Source organism: Kitasatospora sp. NPDC088346 (genome assembly GCF_044740765.1).
Taxonomy (GTDB): Bacteria; Actinomycetota; Actinomycetes; order Streptomycetales; family Streptomycetaceae; genus Kitasatospora.
Genome location: NZ_JBIURH010000001.1, coordinates 521049 through 539994, shown reverse-complemented (window position 1 = coordinate 539994; position 18946 = coordinate 521049). Strand labels below are relative to the sequence as shown.

General features: G+C 74.1%; 19 protein-coding genes and 1 riboswitch. Of the genes, 8 read left to right on the top strand and 11 right to left on the bottom strand.

Annotated elements, in window-relative coordinates; genetic code table 11:
- Positions 1–11: 11 nt before the first annotated feature.
- The gene (locus ACIOFR_RS02420; protein WP_400991751.1) at positions 12–1412 is read left to right on the top strand and encodes a phytoene desaturase family protein; all 1401 of its coding nucleotides are present in this window, start codon (positions 12–14) and stop codon (positions 1410–1412) included.
- Between the two features lie 7 nt (positions 1413–1419).
- On the opposite strand, the gene ACIOFR_RS02415 is transcribed toward ACIOFR_RS02420, so the two are convergent.
- The 3 genes from ACIOFR_RS02415 to metF all read right to left on the bottom strand — a co-directional run bounded on the left by ACIOFR_RS02415 (position 1420) and on the right by metF (position 3705).
- On the bottom strand, positions 1420–1773 hold the full coding sequence (locus ACIOFR_RS02415; RefSeq protein ID WP_400991750.1) for a hypothetical protein: 354 nt from the start codon (positions 1771–1773) through the stop codon (positions 1420–1422).
- 84 nt (positions 1774–1857) lie between these two features.
- Entirely contained in the window at positions 1858–2691 is an 834-nt protein-coding gene (locus ACIOFR_RS02410; protein ID WP_400991749.1) for a hypothetical protein, read from the bottom strand.
- A gap of 99 nt (positions 2692–2790) precedes the next feature.
- Positions 2791–3705 (bottom strand): methylenetetrahydrofolate reductase [NAD(P)H], encoded by a 915-nt coding sequence (gene metF, locus ACIOFR_RS02405; protein ID WP_400991748.1) that lies wholly within the window; start codon positions 3703–3705, stop codon positions 2791–2793.
- A gap of 146 nt (positions 3706–3851) precedes the next feature.
- Here metF and ACIOFR_RS02400 point away from each other — a divergent pair, with 146 nt between their 5' ends.
- The gene (locus ACIOFR_RS02400) at positions 3852–4958 is read left to right on the top strand and encodes a polyprenyl synthetase family protein (protein ID WP_400991747.1); all 1107 of its coding nucleotides are present in this window, start codon (positions 3852–3854) and stop codon (positions 4956–4958) included.
- A 46-nt stretch (positions 4959–5004) separates the two neighbouring features.
- Here the strand turns inward: ACIOFR_RS02400 and thiE are convergent, their stop codons facing one another.
- Genes thiE through ACIOFR_RS02385 form a run of 3 tightly spaced genes read right to left on the bottom strand, consistent with a single transcriptional unit; the run spans position 5005 to position 7258 of the window.
- On the bottom strand, positions 5005–5655 hold the full coding sequence (thiE, locus tag ACIOFR_RS02395; RefSeq protein ID WP_400991746.1) for a thiamine phosphate synthase: 651 nt from the start codon (positions 5653–5655) through the stop codon (positions 5005–5007).
- Entirely contained in the window at positions 5652–6017 is a 366-nt protein-coding gene (locus ACIOFR_RS02390; RefSeq protein WP_400991745.1) for an Rv2175c family DNA-binding protein, read from the bottom strand. Before ACIOFR_RS02390 ends, thiE begins: the two co-directional genes overlap by 4 nt.
- A 47-nt stretch (positions 6018–6064) precedes the next feature.
- Entirely contained in the window at positions 6065–7258 is a 1194-nt protein-coding gene (locus tag ACIOFR_RS02385; RefSeq protein ID WP_400991744.1) for an NAD(P)/FAD-dependent oxidoreductase, read from the bottom strand.
- A 77-nt stretch (positions 7259–7335) separates the two neighbouring features.
- A riboswitch (TPP riboswitch) is annotated at positions 7336–7448 on the top strand.
- Between ACIOFR_RS02385 and thiO the strand changes: the two genes are divergently transcribed.
- The 4 genes from thiO (at position 7417) to pknB (ending at position 11483) form a co-directional block, all read left to right on the top strand.
- Positions 7417–8589 (top strand): glycine oxidase ThiO, encoded by a 1173-nt coding sequence (thiO, locus tag ACIOFR_RS02380; protein ID WP_400991743.1) that lies wholly within the window; start codon positions 7417–7419, stop codon positions 8587–8589. (Overlaps the previous riboswitch by 32 nt.)
- Positions 8586–8795 carry a sulfur carrier protein ThiS gene (thiS, locus tag ACIOFR_RS02375; protein ID WP_400991742.1) on the top strand — a complete coding sequence of 70 codons (210 nt, stop codon included), beginning with the start codon at positions 8586–8588 and terminating at the stop codon, positions 8793–8795. Before thiO ends, thiS begins: the two co-directional genes overlap by 4 nt.
- Before the next feature lie 5 nt (positions 8796–8800).
- Complete coding sequence (locus ACIOFR_RS02370) at positions 8801–9649, top strand: thiazole synthase (protein WP_400991741.1); 849 nt, start codon at positions 8801–8803, stop codon at positions 9647–9649.
- Between the two features lie 88 nt (positions 9650–9737).
- Entirely contained in the window at positions 9738–11483 is a 1746-nt protein-coding gene (gene pknB, locus ACIOFR_RS02365; RefSeq protein ID WP_400992128.1) for a Stk1 family PASTA domain-containing Ser/Thr kinase, read from the top strand.
- A gap of 47 nt (positions 11484–11530) precedes the next feature.
- Here the strand turns inward: pknB and ACIOFR_RS02360 are convergent, their stop codons facing one another.
- Complete coding sequence (locus tag ACIOFR_RS02360; RefSeq protein ID WP_400991740.1) at positions 11531–12160, bottom strand: sulfite oxidase-like oxidoreductase; 630 nt, start codon at positions 12158–12160, stop codon at positions 11531–11533.
- Between the two features lie 191 nt (positions 12161–12351).
- Between ACIOFR_RS02360 and bfr the strand changes: the two genes are divergently transcribed.
- Positions 12352–12831: a bacterioferritin gene (gene bfr / locus ACIOFR_RS02355; RefSeq protein WP_400991739.1), complete on the top strand. Its 480-nt coding sequence runs from the start codon at positions 12352–12354 to the stop codon at positions 12829–12831.
- A gap of 46 nt (positions 12832–12877) precedes the next feature.
- Here the strand turns inward: bfr and ACIOFR_RS02350 are convergent, their stop codons facing one another.
- Together ACIOFR_RS02350 and ACIOFR_RS02345 are read right to left on the bottom strand one after the other, a co-directional pair.
- Positions 12878–13135 carry a bacterioferritin-associated ferredoxin gene (locus tag ACIOFR_RS02350; RefSeq protein ID WP_400991738.1) on the bottom strand — a complete coding sequence of 86 codons (258 nt, stop codon included), beginning with the start codon at positions 13133–13135 and terminating at the stop codon, positions 12878–12880.
- A gap of 217 nt (positions 13136–13352) precedes the next feature.
- A complete protein-coding gene (locus tag ACIOFR_RS02345) occupies positions 13353–14804 on the bottom strand; it encodes a class II 3-deoxy-7-phosphoheptulonate synthase (RefSeq protein ID WP_400991737.1) in 1452 nt (483 codons plus the stop codon).
- Positions 14805–15008: 204 nt separating this feature from the next.
- Here ACIOFR_RS02345 and ACIOFR_RS02340 point away from each other — a divergent pair, with 204 nt between their 5' ends.
- Positions 15009–16955: an anthranilate synthase family protein gene (locus ACIOFR_RS02340; RefSeq protein WP_400991736.1), complete on the top strand. Its 1947-nt coding sequence runs from the start codon at positions 15009–15011 to the stop codon at positions 16953–16955.
- Between the two features lie 128 nt (positions 16956–17083).
- On the opposite strand, the gene ACIOFR_RS02335 is transcribed toward ACIOFR_RS02340, so the two are convergent.
- On the bottom strand, positions 17084–17749 hold the full coding sequence (locus ACIOFR_RS02335; RefSeq protein WP_400991735.1) for a response regulator: 666 nt from the start codon (positions 17747–17749) through the stop codon (positions 17084–17086).
- The gene (gene macS / locus ACIOFR_RS02330; RefSeq protein ID WP_400992126.1) at positions 17749–18861 is read right to left on the bottom strand and encodes a MacS family sensor histidine kinase; all 1113 of its coding nucleotides are present in this window, start codon (positions 18859–18861) and stop codon (positions 17749–17751) included. Before macS ends, ACIOFR_RS02335 begins: the two co-directional genes overlap by 1 nt.
- Positions 18862–18946: the final 85 nt, after the last annotated feature.

Here is an 18946-nt window from a genome sequence, read left to right as displayed (position 1 = left end):
GATCGTCTGCCATGGCACGGATCGTCGTCATCGGCGCAGGAATGAGCGGGCTCGCGGCCGCCGCCAGGCTGGCCACCGTCGGCCACCGGGTGACGGTCTGCGAGGCCACCGGCACGTACGGGGGCCTGGTCGGCCGGTACGAGCGCGAGGGCTTCGCGTTCGACACCGGGCCGACCCTGCTCACCCTGCCGGCCGTCTACCGGGACCTGGCGCTGAAGACCGGCAGGGAGCCGCTGGAGCAGCTCGTCGAGCTCACCCCGGTGGACCCTGAGAGCCGGCACGTCTTCGCCGACGGAACCGAGCTGGTGCTGCCCAACGCCTCCCGGGGCGGGGTCGGCAAGGCGCTCGACGCGGCCTTCGGCGCCGGCTCCGGCGAGGCCTGGGGCGAGGTGATGAACCGGGGCCGCGCCGTCTGGGAGGCCACCCGCCGCCCCCTGCTGGAGGAACCCCTCCCGGCCGACCCGACCCCGCTGCACACCGATCCGTACCCGGTCCCGGCCCCGCGCGGCCTGGCCCGGCTGCGCCGCCGCCGCGCGCACTGGACGCTGGCGGACGTGGCCGCCACCGAGCTGCGCGGCCGGCCCGGCCTGGGCGAGCTGCTGTACGAGTACGCGATGCGCTTCGGCCTCGACCCGCGCGAGGCCCCGGCCGGGGCGACCGTCCTGCCGTACATGGAGCAGTCCTTCGGCGTCTGGTACGTCGGCGGCGGCATCCGGGCGCTCGCCGACGCGGTGTACCGGCGGTGCGAGCAGCGCGGCGTGGAGTTCCGCCTCGGCACCCGGGTGGACGAGGTCCTGACCGGGCACGGCAGGGTCACCGGGGTGCTGGCCGGCGGGGAGCGGATCGAGGCGGACGCGGTGCTGACGGCCGAACCGGCCGAGGACGCCCCGGCCCCCGCCGCCCGGGCCGGCCGGCTCTCGGTGTTCCTCGCCCTGCGCGGCGCCCGGCCCGCCGGAACCCCGCACCGGACCGTGGTGCACGCCGCCGACCAGGGCACCGAGTGGGACGAGCTGTTCACCGACGGCGCGCTGCCCGGGCGGCCCACCGTCCAGGTGCTGCGCCCCGGCGACCCGGCCCTGGCCCCGGACGGCCACGAGGCGGTCACCCTGACCGTCACCGTCCCCGCGCGGGTGGACGCGGCGCTGCTCGACTCCTACACCGACCGGCTGCTGGACCACGTCGCCGGCGCCGGGTGCGACGTCCGACAGCGGCTGCTGTGGCGCGAGACGCGCACCTGGGGCGCCGTGCCCGCGCCGGCCCTGGCCGGAGCGGGGGGCGCGTTCCTCAGCGCGCCGAACCGGTCCCCGGTGGCGGGCCTCTACCGGATCGGCGCGGCCGCCCATCCGGGCGGCGGGCTGGCTCGGGTGGGTATGTCCGCGGCGGTCACGGCGGGTCTGATCGGCCCGGCCTGAGCGGCGTTCAGTACAGCCACCGGGCGCTGTGCCGGTGGCGGGTCGGGGTGGTGTCCGCCTCCGGGTCCCGGTGGGCGGTCAGCCGGCCGAGTTCGCGCCGCAGCCGCTGCCGGGCCCGCCGCTCGTCGAGCGCGGCGTACCCGCCGACCCAACGGTCCCGTACCGCGTGGCGGGCCCACCGGTGGACCCGCACCGAGCGGCGGACGGCCTGCGGACGGGGGCGGCGGCCCTCCTGCCGGGCCGCGCGCAGCAGCGCGGAGGCGTAGCGCAGGTCCGTCAGCTCGACGGAGCGCCACGGCGCGCCGAGCCGGCCGAACGCGCCGGCGGGGTCGGTGGCGATGTGATGGGCGGTGCGGGACAACGGGCCTCCTCGGCAGCACCGCCGGGGCTCTCCCGGCGGGCTACCGGAAGCCGGCCGGTCCCTTCGCCCGCAGTTCGCGCACCCTCACCCCTGCTGCTGGTAGTCCCAGGGCTGCGGCTGGTACTCGGCCGCGGGCTGCTGCGGGATGCCCGGGTGCGGCTGCTGCTGGTACTCCCAGTTCTGGGCGGGCTGCTGCTGGGCCGCGTACGGCTCCTGGTACTGGGGCTGGGCGTACGGGTCCTGGTACGGCTGCTGGTAGGGCTGCTGCTGGTGCTCCCAGGACTGGCCGTACGACTGGCCGTACGACTGGTCGTAGGGCTGGCCGTACGACTGGTCGTACGACTGGTCGTACGCGACGGCGGGCTGCTGCTGCCACTGCTGGTCGGCGTAACCGGCCTGCTGGTACCCGTCCTGGTAGTACGGCTGCTGCTCGGGCTGGGCCTGCTGGTACCCGGCGGGCTCCTCGGCGTAGACGCCGTCGTCGGGGCCGAGCTCCTGGAACTGCTCGTAGGCGAAGGGGGCCGGGCCGTCCTCGGGCTCGACCGGTCCGACCTCGCCGACCGGTGCCACGGTCTCGGCCGCGGCGACCGCGGCCACCCCGCCGGTGGCGGCGGCGAGCAGCGGGACCCTGGCCAGCGGGCCGGGCAGCGAGCCGTCCGGGCGGCGCAGCGACCAGCCGGCCGGCCGACCGCGCTTGACGGCCAGCGTGACGAAGGTCTGGCCGGCGGCGAAGGCGGCCGCGCCGGCCCCTATCACCAGCACCGACTGGAGCCGCATCCCGGCGACCACGCCCAGGAAGCCGGCGAGCGCGAGCGCCCGCCAGTGCAGCGGTGCCCGGTTCTGCAGCAGCAGCTCGGCCACCAGCCAGAGCGCGACCACCGCCAACGCGACGTACAGCAGCAGGTGTCCGATGCCCATCCCCGCTACCTCCAGTCGCGTACCGCGCGGTTGCGGGCGACTGTACCGGTTCCCGGCGCCGGGCCCCACATCCCGGACGGGCCCGCCCGCGGCCGTCCGTCAGCGCTGGTGGAGACCGAGGTTCTGGTAGATCTCCAGCGTGGAGGTGGAGTGGTTCAGGGTGATGAAGTGCAGCCCGGGCGCCCCCTCGGCGAGCAGCCGCTCGGACATCGCGGTGGCGTGCTCGATGCCGATCGCCCGCACGGCCTCCGGGTCCTCGGCCGCGGCGCGGAAGCGGCGCTCCAGCTCGACCGGGAACGCCGAGCCGGACAGCTGCGGGAAGCGCTCCAGCTGCTTGATGTTGGTGACCGGCATGATCTCCGGGATGATCGGCGTCGGGCAGCCGGCCGCGGCGACCCGGTCGCGCAGCCGCAGGTAGTCGTCGACCTCGAAGAACATCTGGGTGATCGCGTAGTCGGCGCCGGCCCGGCACTTGGCGACGAAGTGCCTGATGTCCTCGTCCCAGTCGGCGGACCGCGGGTGCATCTGCGGGAAGGCGGCGACGCCGACGCAGAAGTCCCCGATGCTGCGGATCAGCTCGACCAGCTCGTAGGCGTAGGTGACGCCGTCCGGGTGGCGGACCCACTCGCCCATCGGGTCGCCGGGCGGGTCGCCGCGCACCGCGAGGACGTTGCGCACGCCTTGGTCGGCGTACTGGCCGATGATGTTGCGGAGCTCGGCGATCGAGTGGTCCACGGCGGTGAGGTGGGCGACCGGGGTCAGAGTGGTCTCGGTGGCGATCCGGCCGACCAGGTTGACGGTGCGGCCGCGCGAGGAGCCGCCCGCGCCGTAGGTCATGCAGACGAAGTTGGGGTCCAGCGACTCGACCCGGCGGATCGCGTCCCAGAGGCGGCGCTCGGCGGCCTCGCTGCGGGGCGGCATGAACTCGAAGGAGAACGAGCGGTCACCTGCCGCCAGCAGATCGCGCACGGTCTGCGCACGGTCGGTTCTGGTGGAGGGAATCCCGAGTGCCATGCTCGCAGGTTAGCCGGGATCCGGAGATCGCAACCAAACGTGGTCCACCAAGTGAGACACCTGTCGAGACGTCCGATCCGTGGCGGTGAGAAGCCTTCCAAACACCCCGATAGTCTGATTGTCAGCCAATCGATCCGGAGTCTCCCGTGCGTTCGCCCACCGGTCTGCCCACCCACCCCATCGACGCGGAAGCCGTGCGCGAACGCGTCAACGCGGCCCTCGCCGAGTTCATGGACGGCCGCACGGCCCTGCTCGCCGGCATCTCCCCGCAGCTCGGTCCGGTCTCCGACGCCCTGCGCGACTTCCTGCTGGACGGCGGCAAGCGGCTGCGTCCCGCCTTCTGCTACTGGGGCTGGCGCGGCGCCGGCGGCCATGCCGATGCCCCGGGAATCACCCGGGCGGCGGCCGCACTCGAACTGCTCCAGGCGAGCGCCCTGGTCCACGACGACCTGATGGACCGCAGCGACACCCGCCGCGGCCTGCCCTCCGTCCACCGCCGCTTCGAGGCCCTGCACCGCACCAGCGGCTGGCGCGGCGACCGCGAACAGTACGGGGCCTCGGCCGCCGTCCTGCTCGGTGACCTGCTGCTGATCTGGTGCGACGAGCTGTTCAACGACTGCGGGCTCGACCCCGCCGCCGTCCGGGCGGCCAAGCCGTCGTTCGACCTGATGCGCACCGAGGTCATGCTCGGCCAGTACCTCGACGTGCTGGAGCCGGTCGCCGGGGACTCCGCCGACGCCGGAGCGCTGGACCGCGCCCAGACCGTGCTGCACTACAAGTCCGCGAAGTACACCATCGAGCGCCCGCTCCAGGTGGGCGCCGTGCTGGCCGGGGCCGGTCCCGAACTGGTCGCCGCCTACGCGGCCTTCGGCCTTCCGCTCGGCGAGGCGTTCCAGCTGCGGGACGACCTGCTCGGCGTCTTCGGCGACCCGTCCGTCACCGGCAAGCCGGCCGGTGACGACCTGCGCGAGGGCAAGCGGACCCTGCTGGTCGCGCACGCCATGCGCGGTCTGTCGCCCGCCGACGCCCGGCACCTGGACGAGCGGCTCGGCGCGCCCGACCTGACCGCCGACGAGGTCCCGGTGCTGCGCTCGCTGGTCGAGCGCAGCGGCGCCGCGGACCTGGTGGAGCAGCGGATCGACACGCTGATGCGGGACTCGATGGCCGCACTGGAGACCGCCCCGCTCAGCGCCGGCCCGGCCCGCCGGGTGCTGCGGGCCCTCGCCGAGGCGGCCACCGTCCGCAGCCACTGAGCCCGCGCGGGCGCCCCGGGCCGGGGCGCCCGCACCCGGGAGGCGGTCAGACGGCCGCGCGGATCCGGCGGGCCAGCTCGGCCGCCGCCGCACCCGGGTCCTCGGCCGCCGTGACGGCGCGGACCACGACCACCCGTCGGGCGCCCGCCGCCAGCACCTGGTCCAGGTTGCCCAGGTCGATGCCGCCGATCGCGAACCACGGCCGGTCGGTCGGCCGCCCCGCGGCGTACGACACCAGGCCGAGGCCGGGCGCGTGCCGGCCGGGCTTGGTCGGGGTGGGCCAGACCGGCCCGGTGCAGAAGTAGTCCACCCCCGGCTCGACCAGCGCGGTGTCCACCTCGGACTCGGCGTGGCAGGACCGGCCGATCAGCACGTCCGGGCCGAGGACCGCGCGGGCGGCCGGGACGGGCAGGTCGTCCTGCCCCAGGTGCAGCACCTGGGGACCGGCCGCGTGGGCCACGTCGGCCCGGTCGTTGACCGCGAAGAGCTTGCCGTGCCGGCGGGCGGCGTCGGCGAAGACCTCCAGGTACTCCAGCTCCTGTCTGGCCTCCAGCCCCTTGTCCCGCAGCTGGACGACGTCCACGCCGCCGGCCAGCACCGCGTCCAGGAACTCGGGCAGGTCGCCCTGCTCCCGGCGGGCGTCGGTGCACAGGTACAGCCGGGCGTCCTCCAACGCGGCCCGGGCGTCGACCGTCACAGCAGCATGGCCTGGGCGCGGCGCTTCACCTCGGTGCCCCGGTTCTCCCGCAGCGCCTGGATCGGGCTGCCGGGGAGCGACGGGTCCTCGGTGAACATCCACTCGAGGATCTCCTCGTCGTCGAGCCCGCAGTCGCGCAGCACCGTGAGGGTGCCGACCAGGTGCTTGACCGGTCCGTCCGGCTCGATGAAGGCGGCGGGCACCTGGAGCGAGTTGTTCTCGCCGCGGCGGACGGCCAGCAGGGTCCGGTTCCTCACCTGGTCCCGGACCTCGGTGATCTGCACACCCCACAGCTCCGAGATGTCGGGCAGGTAGAGCCACGCAGGGACAAGGGCATCAATCTTGGGATCAATCTTGCTCACGCCCCCAGACTGCCACCTCCGGCGACCCCCGCGCACCTGCCGTCCGGTCAGGCCACCGCCGCCTTGAGCTGGACGGCCGGATCGGCGGCGAGCGCCCGGTCCAGCACCGCAGCCCGGTCGATCAGCCGCCGCGCCTGGTTGAGGTCGCGCGGCCGGTCCACCGACAGGGCCGCGACCAGGGCGCCCTGACGCAGCCACAGCACCGTCCAGGACGGCTCATCGGGCGAACCGCGGTGGAGCAGCTCGTCCGCTCCGGCGTGCCGGCCCGCGTACTGCACCATCCGTCCGAACTGCTCGGACCAGAAGTACGGCACCGGGTCGTACGGCGCGTCCGCGCCCAGGATCGAGGCGGCCGCCGCCGTACCGGACTGCAACGCGTGGTCCCAGTGCTGGACGGCCAGCCGGGTGCCCGAGCGGGCCGAGGGGTAGGAGACGCAGTCCCCCGCCGCCCACACGCCGGGGGCGGAGGTGCGCAGCCGCTCGTCCACCAGGACCGACCCGGCCGCGTCCAGCTCCACGCCGGAGCCCTCCAGCCAGCCGGTGGCGGGCCGGGCGCCGATCCCCACCAGCACCTCGTCGGCGGGCAGCCGAGTGCCGTCGGTGAGCACCACGGCGCCGGGCTCGGCGGCCAGCACCCCGGTGCCGCAGCGCAGCGCCACCCCGGCGGCGGCGTACCAGCCGGCCATCGCCTCGCCGAGCGGCTCGGGCAGCGCACCGGGCAGCGGCGCCGGCCCGGCCTCGACCACCGTCACCTCGCAGCCCAGCTGCCGGGCCACCGTGGCGGTCTCCGCACCGATCCAGCCGGCTCCGACCAGCACCAGCCGCACGCCGGGGCGCAGCCGTTCGCGCAGCGCCAGCGCGTCGTCGACGGTGCGCAGCAGGCGGGCGCCGGGCGCCCCGGGCAGTGGCCGCGGCGCGGCGCCGGTGGCGACCACCAGCGCCTCGTACGGGAGGTCGCCGCCGTCGGTGCGCAGCACCCCGGGGGTCACGGCGAGGGCCCGGCGTCCGGGGAGCAGCTCGACGCCGAGGTGGTCCCAGTCGATCTCGAAGGTGGTGTCGTCGGCCTTGCCGAGCAGCACGTTCTTGGACAGCGGCGGCCGGTCGTACGGGCGGTGCGGCTCGTCGCCGAGCAACGAGATCCGGCCCTCCCAGCCCCCGCGGCGCAGGCCCAGCGCGGCCTGCGCGCCCGCCATGCCGGCCCCGACCACGACCACCCGTCCGGTTCGCTTCAGTTCGACCACCGGGCCAGCGTAGCGACCGCGCGTCCACGCCGTGTACGCGCCTTCGGGCCGGGCCGCGCCCGGCGTTATGGTGGACGGACACCACACACGGGAGCCCGGCGCACCGGGCTGAGAGGCGGGCTGAGGCGGCCCGCGACCGTCCGAACCTGATCCGGGTCATGCCGGCGAAGGGAGTATCGACTTTGGCACGGACACCTGACGTCCTGGTCGTCGGCGGCGGCATCATCGGCCTCGGCGTCGCCTGGCGCACCGCGCAGCGCGGTCTCGCGGTCACCGTGCTCGACCCGGCCCCGGGCGGCGGCGCGGCCCAGGTCGCGGCCGGGATGCTGGCCCCCGTCACGGAGCTCCAGTACGGCGAGGAGCCGCTGCTGCGCCTGGGCATGGCCTCCAACGAGCGGTACGCCGCGTTCGCGGCCGAACTCACCGAGTCCACCGGCCTGGACACCGGGTACCGGCAGACCGGCACGCTGGCGGTGGCGCTGGACTCCGACGACCGGGCGGAGCTGCGCGAGCTGCTCGCCTTCCACCAGCGGCTCGGCCTGGAGTCGCACTGGCTGACCGGCCGCGAGTGCCGCCGGCTGGAACCGATGCTGGCCCCCGGCGTGCGCGGCGGCCTCCAGGTGACGGGCGATCACCAGGTGGACGGGCGGCGGCTGTCGCGGGCCCTGCTCGCCGCCTGCGCCCGCGAGGGCGTCGTCCTGCACCGTGCCGAGGCCGCCGAGCTGCTGGTCACGGACGGCCGGGCCACCGGCGTCCGGCTGGCCGACGGCACCCGGCTGACCGCCGGGCAGCTGGTGCTGGCCGCCGGCTGCCGCAGCCACCTGCTGCCCGGCCTGCCGGACGGCGTGCTGCCGGCCGTCCGCCCGGTCAAGGGCCAGGTGCTGCGGCTGCGGATCCCGCCGGCGTACGCGCCGTTCCTGTCCCGCAACGTGCGGGCGGTGGTGCGCGGGCAGCACATCTACCTGGTGCCGCGGGCCGACGGCGAGCTGGTGATCGGGGCGACCAGCGAGGAGCTGGGCCACGACACCACCGTCACCGCGGGCGGGGTGTACGAGCTGCTGCGCGACGCGCACGAGCTGATCCCCGGCATCACCGAGCTGCCGCTGGTGGAGACCGGCGCCGGGCTGCGGCCCGGCTCCCCGGACAACGCCCCGCTGCTCGGCCCGACCGCGCTGCCCGGCCTCACCGCGGCGACCGGCCACTACCGCAACGGCGTCCTGCTCACCCCGGTCACCGCCGACCTGATCGCCGACCACCTGGCGACCGGGACCGTGCCCGGGCTCGCCGCCCCCTTCTCCCCCAGCCGCTTCACCGCAGAGGTCACGTCATGAACCAGATCCCGCTCACCGTCAACGGCGAGCCCCGCGAGCTGCCCGCCGCGACCACGCTGGCCGAGGTGGTGGCGCAGCTGAGCAAGGCGCCCTCGGGCGTGGCGGCGGCGCTCAACGAGGCCGTGGTGCCGCGCGGTTCCTGGGGCGAGACGGTGCTCAGCGCCGGCGACCGGGTGGAGATCCTCACCGCGGTCCAGGGGGGCTGAGCGCGATGACCGACACCCGCCTCGCACCGGACACCGGCACCGGCCCCGCGCCGGACACGGACGCGGACACCCTCACCATCGCCGGGACGACCTTCTCCTCCCGGTTGATCATGGGCACCGGCGGCGCCCCGAGCCTGGAGGTGCTGGAGCAGGCCCTGCTGGTCTCCGGCACCGAGCTGACCACCGTGGCCATGCGCCGGGTCGACCCCGGCACCCGGGGCTCGGTGCTCGACGTGCTCACCCGCAACGGCATCCGGGTGCTGCCCAACACGGCCGGCTGCTTCACCGCCGGGGAGGCCGTGCTGACCGCCCGGCTCGCCCGCGAGGCGCTCGGCACCGACTGGGTGAAGCTGGAGGTGATCGCCGACGAGCGCACCCTGCTGCCCGACCCGATCGAGCTGCTGGACGCCGCCGAGACCCTGGTCGACGACGGCTTCACGGTGCTCCCGTACACCAACGACGACCCGGTGCTGGCCCGCAAGCTGGAGGACGTCGGCTGCGCCGCGATCATGCCGCTGGGCTCGCCGATCGGCTCCGGCCTGGGCATCCGCAACCCGCACAACTTCCAGTTGATCGTCGAGAGCGCCGGCGTCCCGGTGGTGCTGGACGCGGGTGCCGGCACCGCCTCCGACGCGGCCCTGGCGATGGAGCTGGGCTGCGCCGCGGTGATGCTGGCCTCCGCCGTGACCCGGGCGCAGGACCCGGTGCTGATGGCCGACGCGATGCGCCGCGGGGTCGAGGCCGGCCGCCTCGCCCACCGGGCCGGCCGGATCCCGCGCCGGTTCCACGCTGAGGCCTCCTCGGCCATGGCCGGACGGGCCGAACTGGACACCCGGGAGCACCCGGCGTTCTGACCTGGTCTCAACTTCGGCACAGACTGCTCCCGACGGGCAGGCCACCGGCCACCGCCGGGGCCTTCGCCCCTACACTCCTCTGGTGGACATGACGCTGCGCGACCCCCTCATCGGAGCCCTGCTCGACGGCCGGTACCGGGTCGAGCAGCGGATCGCCGCGGGCGGCATGGCCACCGTCTACCGCGGCCTGGACACCCGGCTGGACCGGGTGGTCGCGCTCAAGGTCATGCACGAGTCGCTGGTCGGCGACAACGACTTCACCGACCGTTTCATCCGCGAGGCCAAGGCGATCGCCCGGCTCGCGCACCCGAACGTGGTGAACGTCTTCGACCAGGGCGCCGACGGCCAGGCGGTGTTCCTCGCCATGGAGTACGTGCCCGGCAGCAACCTGCGGGACGTGCTGCGCGACCGCGGCGCCCTGTCGGTGCGGGCCGCGCTGGACGTCATGGAACCGATCCTGGCCGCCCTCGGCGCGGCGCACCGGGCGGGCCTGGTGCACCGGGACATCAAGCCGGAGAACGTGCTGATCACCGAGGGCGGCATGGTCAAGGTCGCCGACTTCGGCCTGGTCCGGCTGCTCTCCGGCACCGACGGCGCGGTCACCAGCACCACCGAGGCCGGCACCGTGCTCGGCACCGTGTCGTACCTGGCGCCGGAGCAGATCCGCCAGGACCCGACCGACCAGCGGGTGGACGTCTACGCGGCCGGCATCCTGCTGTACGAGCTGCTCACCGGTGCCAAGCCGCACACCGGTGACAACCCGGCCCAGGTGATGTACATGCACCTGCACGAGAGCGTCCCGGCGCCGTCGCTGTCGGCGCCGGCCGTCGGCCCCGAGCTGGACGCGATAGTCGCCGCCGCCACCGCGCGCGACCCGCAGGCCCGGCCGTGGGACGCGGTGGAGCTGCTGGCCACCCTCCAGCGGGTCCGCCGCGGCCTGAGCCAGACCCAGCTGGACGCCGAGCCGCCGGCCTCCTCCCGGCTCACCCCGCAGTACTCGACCGGCGACGTCACCTCGGTGATCACCCCGCCGGTCGAGCGGACCAGCGTGCTGGAGGTCCCGCCGGACCTGCTGCCGCCTCGCCCGCCGGTCGACGAGGCCCCCGGGCACCGGACGATGCAGCTGCGCGCGGTGGGACCGGAGCGCGCGCCGCGCTCGCGCAAGCCGTTCATCTGGGCGGCCGTGGCCGCCGTGCTGCTCGTGCTCGTCGGCGGCACCACCTGGGTGCTGTCCAGCGCGGTCTACGCGACGGTGCCGAGCGTGCTCGGGCAGAGCCAGTCGCAGGCCCAGGCGGCGCTGGACCACTCCGGGCTGCACGGCACCTACACCGAGGAGTTCAGCGAGTCGGTCAAGGCCGGGCAGGTGATCTCCACCGATCCCGGGGTGGGGCAGAAGCTGCGCAAGAGCGACTCGGTGAAGGTCAGGCTCTCCAAGGGCCCGGAGCGGATCCCCGTCCCGGAGCTGGCCGGCAAGCCGCTGGAGACCGCCCGCAAGGCGCTGACGGACGCCCGGCTGACGCCCGGCACGGTGACGGAGTCCTTCGACGACACGGTGGCCAAGGGCGCGGTGGTCAGCGCCTCGCCCGGCGCGGGCGAGCAGCTGGCGGTCGGTTCCCCGGTCGCGCTGGTGGTCAGCAAGGGCATGGTCCCGGTGCCGAACGTGGTCGGTCTGGACAAGGACGCGGCGGCCAAGGCGCTCGCCGACGCCGGGTTCAAGGTGCAGACCTCCGGCCTCAACCTGTTCGGCACCGGCAAGGTGGCCTCGCAGAGCCCGCAGGCCGGGCAGCCCCGGCCGCAGAACAGCGTCGTGACGATCAACTTCTCGCTGTTCTAGGTCGACCGGACGGGGGCCCGGGTCGTGCGGCGGGGCCCGCCGGGGCCCTACCGCAGCGGGCCGTCGCCGGGCTCCTCCTGGTAGGAGTAGCGCTGCTCGGCCCACGGGTCGGCCCGGTTGTGGTAGCCGCGCTCCTCCCAGAAACCCCGCCGGTCGGCCCGCATGTACTCCACCGCGCGGACCCACTTGGGGCCCTTCCAGGCGTACAGGTGCGGGACCACCAGGCGGACCGGGAAGCCGTGCTCCAGGGTCAGCGGCTCGGCGTTGTGGTGGGTGGCGAAGACCGTGCCCGGGTCGGCGAAGTCGGCCAGCCGCAGGTTGGCGCTGTAGCCGTACTCGGCCCAGACCATCACATGCGTGACGTCGGGGGCGGGGGGCACCAGGTCCAGGACGGTCTTGGCGGCCACGCCGCCCCACTCGTTGCCGAGCATCGAGAACCGGGTCACGCAGTGGAGGTCGCCGCGGACGGTGACCCGGGGCAGCGCGTGGAAGGCGGCGAAGTCCCAGCTGTGCTTCTCGGCCGAGGCGGTGGCGCCGAACACCTGGAAGTCCCAGCTCTGCGGCTTGAAGCGGGGCACCGGACCGTAGTGCAGCACCGGCCAGCCGCGCTGCAGCCGCTGGCCCGGCGGGATCCGCGGGTCAGACGGCTGCGGCTGTTCCGGTTCGTGCTGACCCATGCCTCCATGGTGACAGACGGCGGGCGCCCTGCCGCGCGCGCCCCTGGCGCACGCCCCAGAAGTACGTAGATCGGGCCATACGACACATGTCAGGGTGAGCGTGAACTTACTGGAATTACCGCCCACAACGGTGCCACGATGCCCCCAACCGCGGTAGCGCGAGCGACGCATGGGACAAGGAAGGCACCGCCATGAAGGGCGACCCCGAGGTCATCGAATTCCTCAACGAGCAGCTCACCGCCGAGCTGACCGCGATCAACCAGTACTTCCTGCACGCGAAGATGCAGGAGAACAACGGCTGGACCAAGCTCGCCAAGTACACCCGGCACGAGTCCTTCGACGAGATGAAGCACGCCGAGGTCCTCACCGACCGGATCCTCTTCCTGGACGGCCTGCCCAACTACCAGCGGCTCTTCCACGTCCGGATCGGCCAGACCGTCAAGGAGATGTTCGAGGCCGACCGCCAGGTCGAGGTCGAGGCGATCGACCGGCTGCGCCGCGGGATCGTGGTGATGCGGGCCAAGAACGACGTCACCTCGGCCAACATCTTCGAGGACATCCTCGCCGACGAGGAGCACCACATCGACTACCTGGACACCCAGCTCGAACTGCTGGAGAGGCTCGGCGAGCCGCTCTACCTGGCCCAGCTGATCGAACAGCCGGAGTCCTGAGCCCCATCACCCGGGGCCGGGGACGGATCCGGGAGCGCCGCGGAGGCTAGGCGGCCAGCGGCGACGGCCGGAGCTGCGGGGTCTCGCCCTCCGGCTCGGCGAGACCGAGCCGGACCGCCAGCCTGGCTGTCGGGCACGGGCGCGCACCGTGCTCCCCCAGCAGCGCCTGGATCCGCCGCACGCAGGAACCGCAGTCGGTGCCGGCCTTGCAGCCCTTGGCGATCTGCCGCGGGGTGGCGGCGCCGGCGTCGATCGCATCCTTGACCTGGGCCTCGGTGACCGCATGGCACATGCAGACGTACATCGCGGTCTCTCCCGGGTGGTGCTGGACGGTGCTGCCGAACGGGGTCCTGTGGGTTCTCCCGGCCCTGCCGGCGACCCCGGCGAACCAAGATCAGCAAAGCCTTGCCTTACCTCGCCAAGCCTTACCTTACCCGGCGATCGGCGTACGAAAAAGCCCCTCCCCGCTCGGATCACCCGAGCAGGGAGGGGCTTTCGTCACACCGGTGCAGCCGGCGGCCTCAGTGGCCCCGGTACATCTCCGCCACCAGGAAGGCCAGGTCGAGCGACTGGCTCCGGTTGAGCCGCGGGTCGCAGGCCGTCTCGTAGCGCTGGTGCAGATCGTCCTCGAACACCTCGTCGCCGCCGCCGACGCACTCGGTGACGTCGTCACCGGTCAGCTCGACGTGGATGCCGCCCGGGTGGGTGCCGAGCGCGCGGTGCACCTCGAAGAAGCCCTTGACCTCGTCGAGCACGTCGTCGAAGCGGCGGGTCTTGTGGCCGGTCTCGGCCTCGTAGGTGTTGCCGTGCATCGGGTCGCAGATCCACACCACCTGGGCGCCGGACGCGGTGACCTTCTCCACCAGGGAGGGCAGGTGCTCGCGGACCTTGCCCGCGCCCATCCGGGTGATGAAGGTGAGCCGGCCGGGCTCGCGCTCCGGGTCCAGCCGGTCGATCAGGGTGAGCGCCTCGTCGACCGAGGTGGTCGGGCCGAGCTTCACACCGATCGGGTTGCGGATCTTCGACGCGAACTCGATGTGCGCGTGGTCCAGCTGCCTGGTCCGCTCGCCGATCCACACCATGTGGCCGGAGACGTCGTACAGGTGGCCGGTCCGCGAGTCCGTGCGGGTCAGCGCGGTCTCGTAGTCCAGGATCAGCGCCTCGTGCGAGGAGAAGAACTCGACCGTCTTGAACTCCTCGGGGGCCACCCCGCAGGCGTTCATGAAGGCCAGCGCGTTGTCGATCTCGCGGGCCAGCTTCTCGTAGCGCTGGCCGGCCGGCGAGTTGCGCACGAAGTCCTGGTTCCAGGCGTGCACCTGGCGCAGGTCGGCGTAACCACCGGTGGTGAAGGCGCGCACCAGGTTGAGCGTCGCGGCGGACGCGTTGTACATCCGCTTCAGGCGCTCCGGGTCCGGGATCCGGGACTCGGGGGTGAACTCGAACCCGTTCACCGAGTCGCCGCGGTAGACCGGCAGGGTCACCCCGTCGCGGGTCTCGGTCGACTTGGAGCGGGGCTTGGAGTACTGCCCGGCGATCCGGCCGACCTTCACGACCGGCACCGAGGCCGCGTACGTGAGCACGGCGGCCATCTGCAGCAGCGTCTTCAGCTTGTTGCGGATCTGCTCGGCCGAGACTCCGTCGAACGCCTCGGCGCAGTCACCGCCCTGCAGCAGGAAGGCCTCACCGCGCGCGACGGCACCGAGCCGGGCGCGCAGCTGGTCGCACTCGCCGGCGAAGACGAGCGGCGGATACGAGGCGAGGTCCGCAAGGGTCTTGCGCAGCGCCTCTTGGTCCGGCCATTCAGGCTGCTGCGCCGCGGGCAGGGACTGCCAGGAGTGGCCAGTCCTCGATGTCTCAGTCGTCACGGTCACAGGATCAAGGCTACGGGGTGCGCCAACCCATTTGTGACCACCGCCCGATGGATGAGACACCTGCTGGACATTCGGGTGATGCCGTTCACACCGGCGGGTCATCGGTTACGCTCGTCCCCATGAACGCGCCGCACACCCTCTGCTGGTGGTGGACCAACCCTTCGGGTGGTCCACGTATCGCGCGTCCCTGAGACGAACGACGGCCGCCCCCCGGGGCGGCCGTCGGCGCATCGAGAGTCGGACGGCCCTCCCGGGCGGCGGCCGGAGCACAGCTCCCCGCCCCCCTCCCGGAAGGAAGCCGCACCCGTGACCACCAGTCCCGCCGCCGCAGCCCTGCTCTCCCGTCTCACCTCCCCCGGCGCACCCGCCTTCGCCCTGCTCCACCGCCGCACCCCGCGCCTGGCCCCCGACACCGTCGAGGTGCTGCTGGGCACCGTCGGCTCGTACGACACGCTGGCCGAACTGCCGGTCCGCTCCGGAGCACCCGCCGCCGGCCCGCGGCACGACCTGCTGGCGCTCGTCCCCTACCGGCAGATCCGCGAGCGCGGCTTCGACGCCCACGACGACGGCACCCCGCTGCAGGCGCTGGCCGTCGAGGAGCAGTACGCGCTGGGGCTGGACGACCTGCTGGCGGCGCTGCCCCGGGAGGCGGTCGAGGTGCGCGGCGGCGGCTTCGACATCGACGACGACGAGTACGCGGGCATCGTCCGCCGGGTGATCGAGGACGAGATCGGCAACGGTGAGGGCGCCAACTTCGTCATCCGCCGCGACTTCCGCGGCACCCTGGACGGCTTCACCACCGCGACCGCGCTCAGCCTGTTCCGGCGGCTGCTGGAACAGGAGCAGGGCGCCTACTGGACGTTTCTGGTGCACACCGGGGAGCGGGTCCTGGTCGGCGCCTCCCCCGAGGTCCACGTCCGGCAGTCCGGCGGCACCGTGGTGATGAACCCGATCTCCGGCACCTACCGCTACCCGGCCGCCGGCTCCGACCTCGACTCGCTGCTCGCCTTCCTGCACGACCCCAAGGAGCTGGAGGAGCTCACCATGGTGGTCGACGAGGAGCTCAAGATGATGTGCACCGTCGGCGACCTCGGCGGCCAGGTCCTCGGCCCCCGCCTCAAGGAGATGGCCCACCTGGCGCACACCGAGTACGAGCTGCGCGGGCGGACCTCGATGGACGTGCGGGAGGTGCTCAGGGAGACCATGTTCGCCGCCACCGTCACCGGCAGCCCGGTGCAGAACGCGACCCGGGTGATCAGGCGCTACGAGCGCAGCGGCCGCGGCTACTACTCCGGTGCGCTGGCCCTGATCGGCCGCGGGGCCAGCGGCGGCCAGCAGCTCGACTCGCCGATCTGCATCCGCACGGCCGACATCGACCCCGCTACCGGCGAGCTGGTCGTCCGGGTCGGCGCCACGCTGGTGCGCCACTCCGACCCGTACTCCGAGGTCGCCGAGACGCACGCCAAGGCCGCCGGGGTGCTCGCCGCGATCGGCGCCCGGCCCGGGCCGGCCCGGGCGGCCGGTGACGGCGGCGGGCCCCGGCTCGCCGACGACCACCGGGTGCAGGCGGCCCTCGACGCGCGGCGGGCCGGCCTCGCCCCGTTCTGGCTGCGGATGCAGCAGCCGGCCCGGCCCGCCGAGGGCCTGGACACCCTGGTGGTGGACGGCGAGGACACCTTCACCTCGATGCTGGCCCACCTGCTCGGCTCGCTCGGACACCGGGTCACCGTGCTCCGCTACGACACCCCCGGCCTGCGCGGGCTCGCCGCGGCGCACACCGGCCCGCTGGTCCTCGGCCCCGGCCCTGGCGACCCGGCCGACCCGGCAGACGCCAAGATGGCGCTGCTGCGCCCGATCGCCGCCGACGCCCTCACCGCCGCCCGGACCGGCACCCGGTCGGCGCCGCTGCTCGCCGTCTGCCTGAGCCACCAGCTGGTCGCCCACCGGCTGGGCCTGCCGCTGGTGCGCAAGCACGTCCCGTACCAGGGCGCCCAGGAGAGCGTCGACCTGTTCGGCACCCGCCGCACCGTCGGCTTCTACAACACCTTCACCGCCCGCTGCACCGCCGAGGACACCGCCCGGCTGGCCGCCGACGGCATCGAGGCCGCCCTCGACCCACTCACCGGCGACGTGCACGCCCTGCGCGGCCCGGGCTTCGCCACGCTGCAGTTCCACCCCGAGTCGGTGCTCACCCGCGAGGGCGTCGACATCGTCGCGCACCTGCTGCGGACGGCCAGCCCGGTGGCCCGCTGACGGCCCGCCACGAACGTGCCGGGGTGCGGAACGCAGGAGCCACGGTCCGTACCCCGCAGGGGAGTTCAGCGCGGGGCGGTTCAGCGCGGGGCAGGTCAGCGCGGGGCAGGTCAGCGAGACCGGCTGGTTCAGCGCAGGTCGTCGTCCAGGCCCTGCTCGATGGCGTAGCGGACCAGCTCGACCCGGTTGTGCAGCTGGAGCTTGCCCAGGGTGTTCTGCACGTGGTTCTGGACCGTGCGGTGCGAGAGCACGAGGCGCTCGGCGATCTGGCGGTACGACAGCCCCTTGGCCACCAGCCGGAGCACCTCGGTCTCCCGGGCGGTCAGCTGCGGGACGGCGGGCGAGGCCGGGGCCGGCGGCTCGGTGGCGAGGCGGCGGAACTCGCCGAGCACCAGGCCGGCCAGGCCCGGGGTGAAGACCGGGTCGCCGGCCGCCGTGCGCCGGACCGCGTCGATCAGCTCCTCGCGGCCCGCCGACTTCACCAGGTAGCCGGTGGCCCCGGACTTGACCGCCTCCAGCACGTCGGCGTGCTCGCCGCTGGCGGAGAGCACCAGCACCCGCACGGTCGGGTCGTGCCGGACGACCTCGCGGCACACCTCGACGCCCGGCAGGCTGGGCAGGTTGAGGTCGAGGACGACGACCTGCGGCATCGCGGCCCGCGCCCGGCGGACGGCCTCGTCGCCGTCCCCGGCGGTGGCGACCACGTCGAAGCCCGCCTCGGCGAGGTCCCGGGAGACCGCCTCCCGCCACATCGGGTGGTCGTCGACGACCATCACCCGTACCTGATCCGACATCAGTTCCCCTTCCTCGGCACCCGAAGCTCCACCTCGACGCCCTCCCCCGGTACCGCGTACAGCTCCGCGCTGCCGCCCAGGTCGAGCAGCCGGCCCCGGATCGACTGCGAGACGCCGAGCCGGCCGGCCCGTTCCGCCTCGCCGAGCCGCCCGGCCGGGAAGCCCGGCCCGTCGTCGCGGATCGACACGGTGACGGCCTCCGGCTCGTCCTCGACCAGGATCCAGGCCCGCGCCCGCGGACCGGCGTGCCTGCGCACGTTGTCCACGGCGGCGCCGACCGCGGCGGCGAGCTCCCCGGCGACCGGGCCGGGCAGCAGCACCTCCGTACCCGGCGCCGAGACGGTGATCCGGTCGTCGGCGTGGACCGTCAGCAGCGGGCGCAGGTCCTGGTGGGCGTACGCGTCCGCGGGCCGGGCCGGCAGCGGACCGCCGGTCATCAGCGCGCGCAGCGCCCGCTCCTGTTCCCCGGCCAGCCGGCCCAGGTCCGCGAGGTCCTCTCCGCCGCGGCGCTGGACCATGGCCAGCACCTGGAGCACGCCGTCGTGGATGTCCCGGGAGAGCCGCTCGCGTTCCCGGGTGGCCGCCTCGACCTGGAGGGCCCGGGTCAGCACCGCCTCGCTGGCCCGGGCGAGTTCGATCACGTAACCGATCGCGCAGCCGGCCATCAGCAGCAGCACGATGTTGTGCAGGTTGTCCGGGGTGACGCCGCCGTGGCCGCCGATGTTGGCGATCCCGATCAGGGTGGCGGCGAACGCGGCGGCCTTCCAGCCGCCCTTGCAGGCGAAGCCGAGCACGGTGCCGCAGGCCCAGATGGTCGGCAGGGTGAGCGCCCCGGCCCGGATCCGCTCCGGGCTGTCGATGATGCCGCTCATCACCACACCGGTGACGGTCATCGCCAGGTCCGTCCCGAGCACCGCCCAGGTGCAGCGCAGCGGGTTGGCGAAGGCCCGGGTGGTGGCGAGCGTCCACAGGGTGAGCGCGCCGAGGTAGATCCACCCGGAGACCGGGTGCAGGAAGTCGTGGAAGGCGTTGAAGTAGCGGACGATCGCGTACGCCAGGGCCAGCATCCGGAAGTAGGAGATCGCCCGCCAGAGCGGCAGCTCCACCGACATCCCGCCGGCCCCGAGGCTGCCGCGCAGCGGCGCGGTCAGGGCGCGGGCGACGTCGACCGGGCCCGCGCCGGAGTCGGTGCGGGCG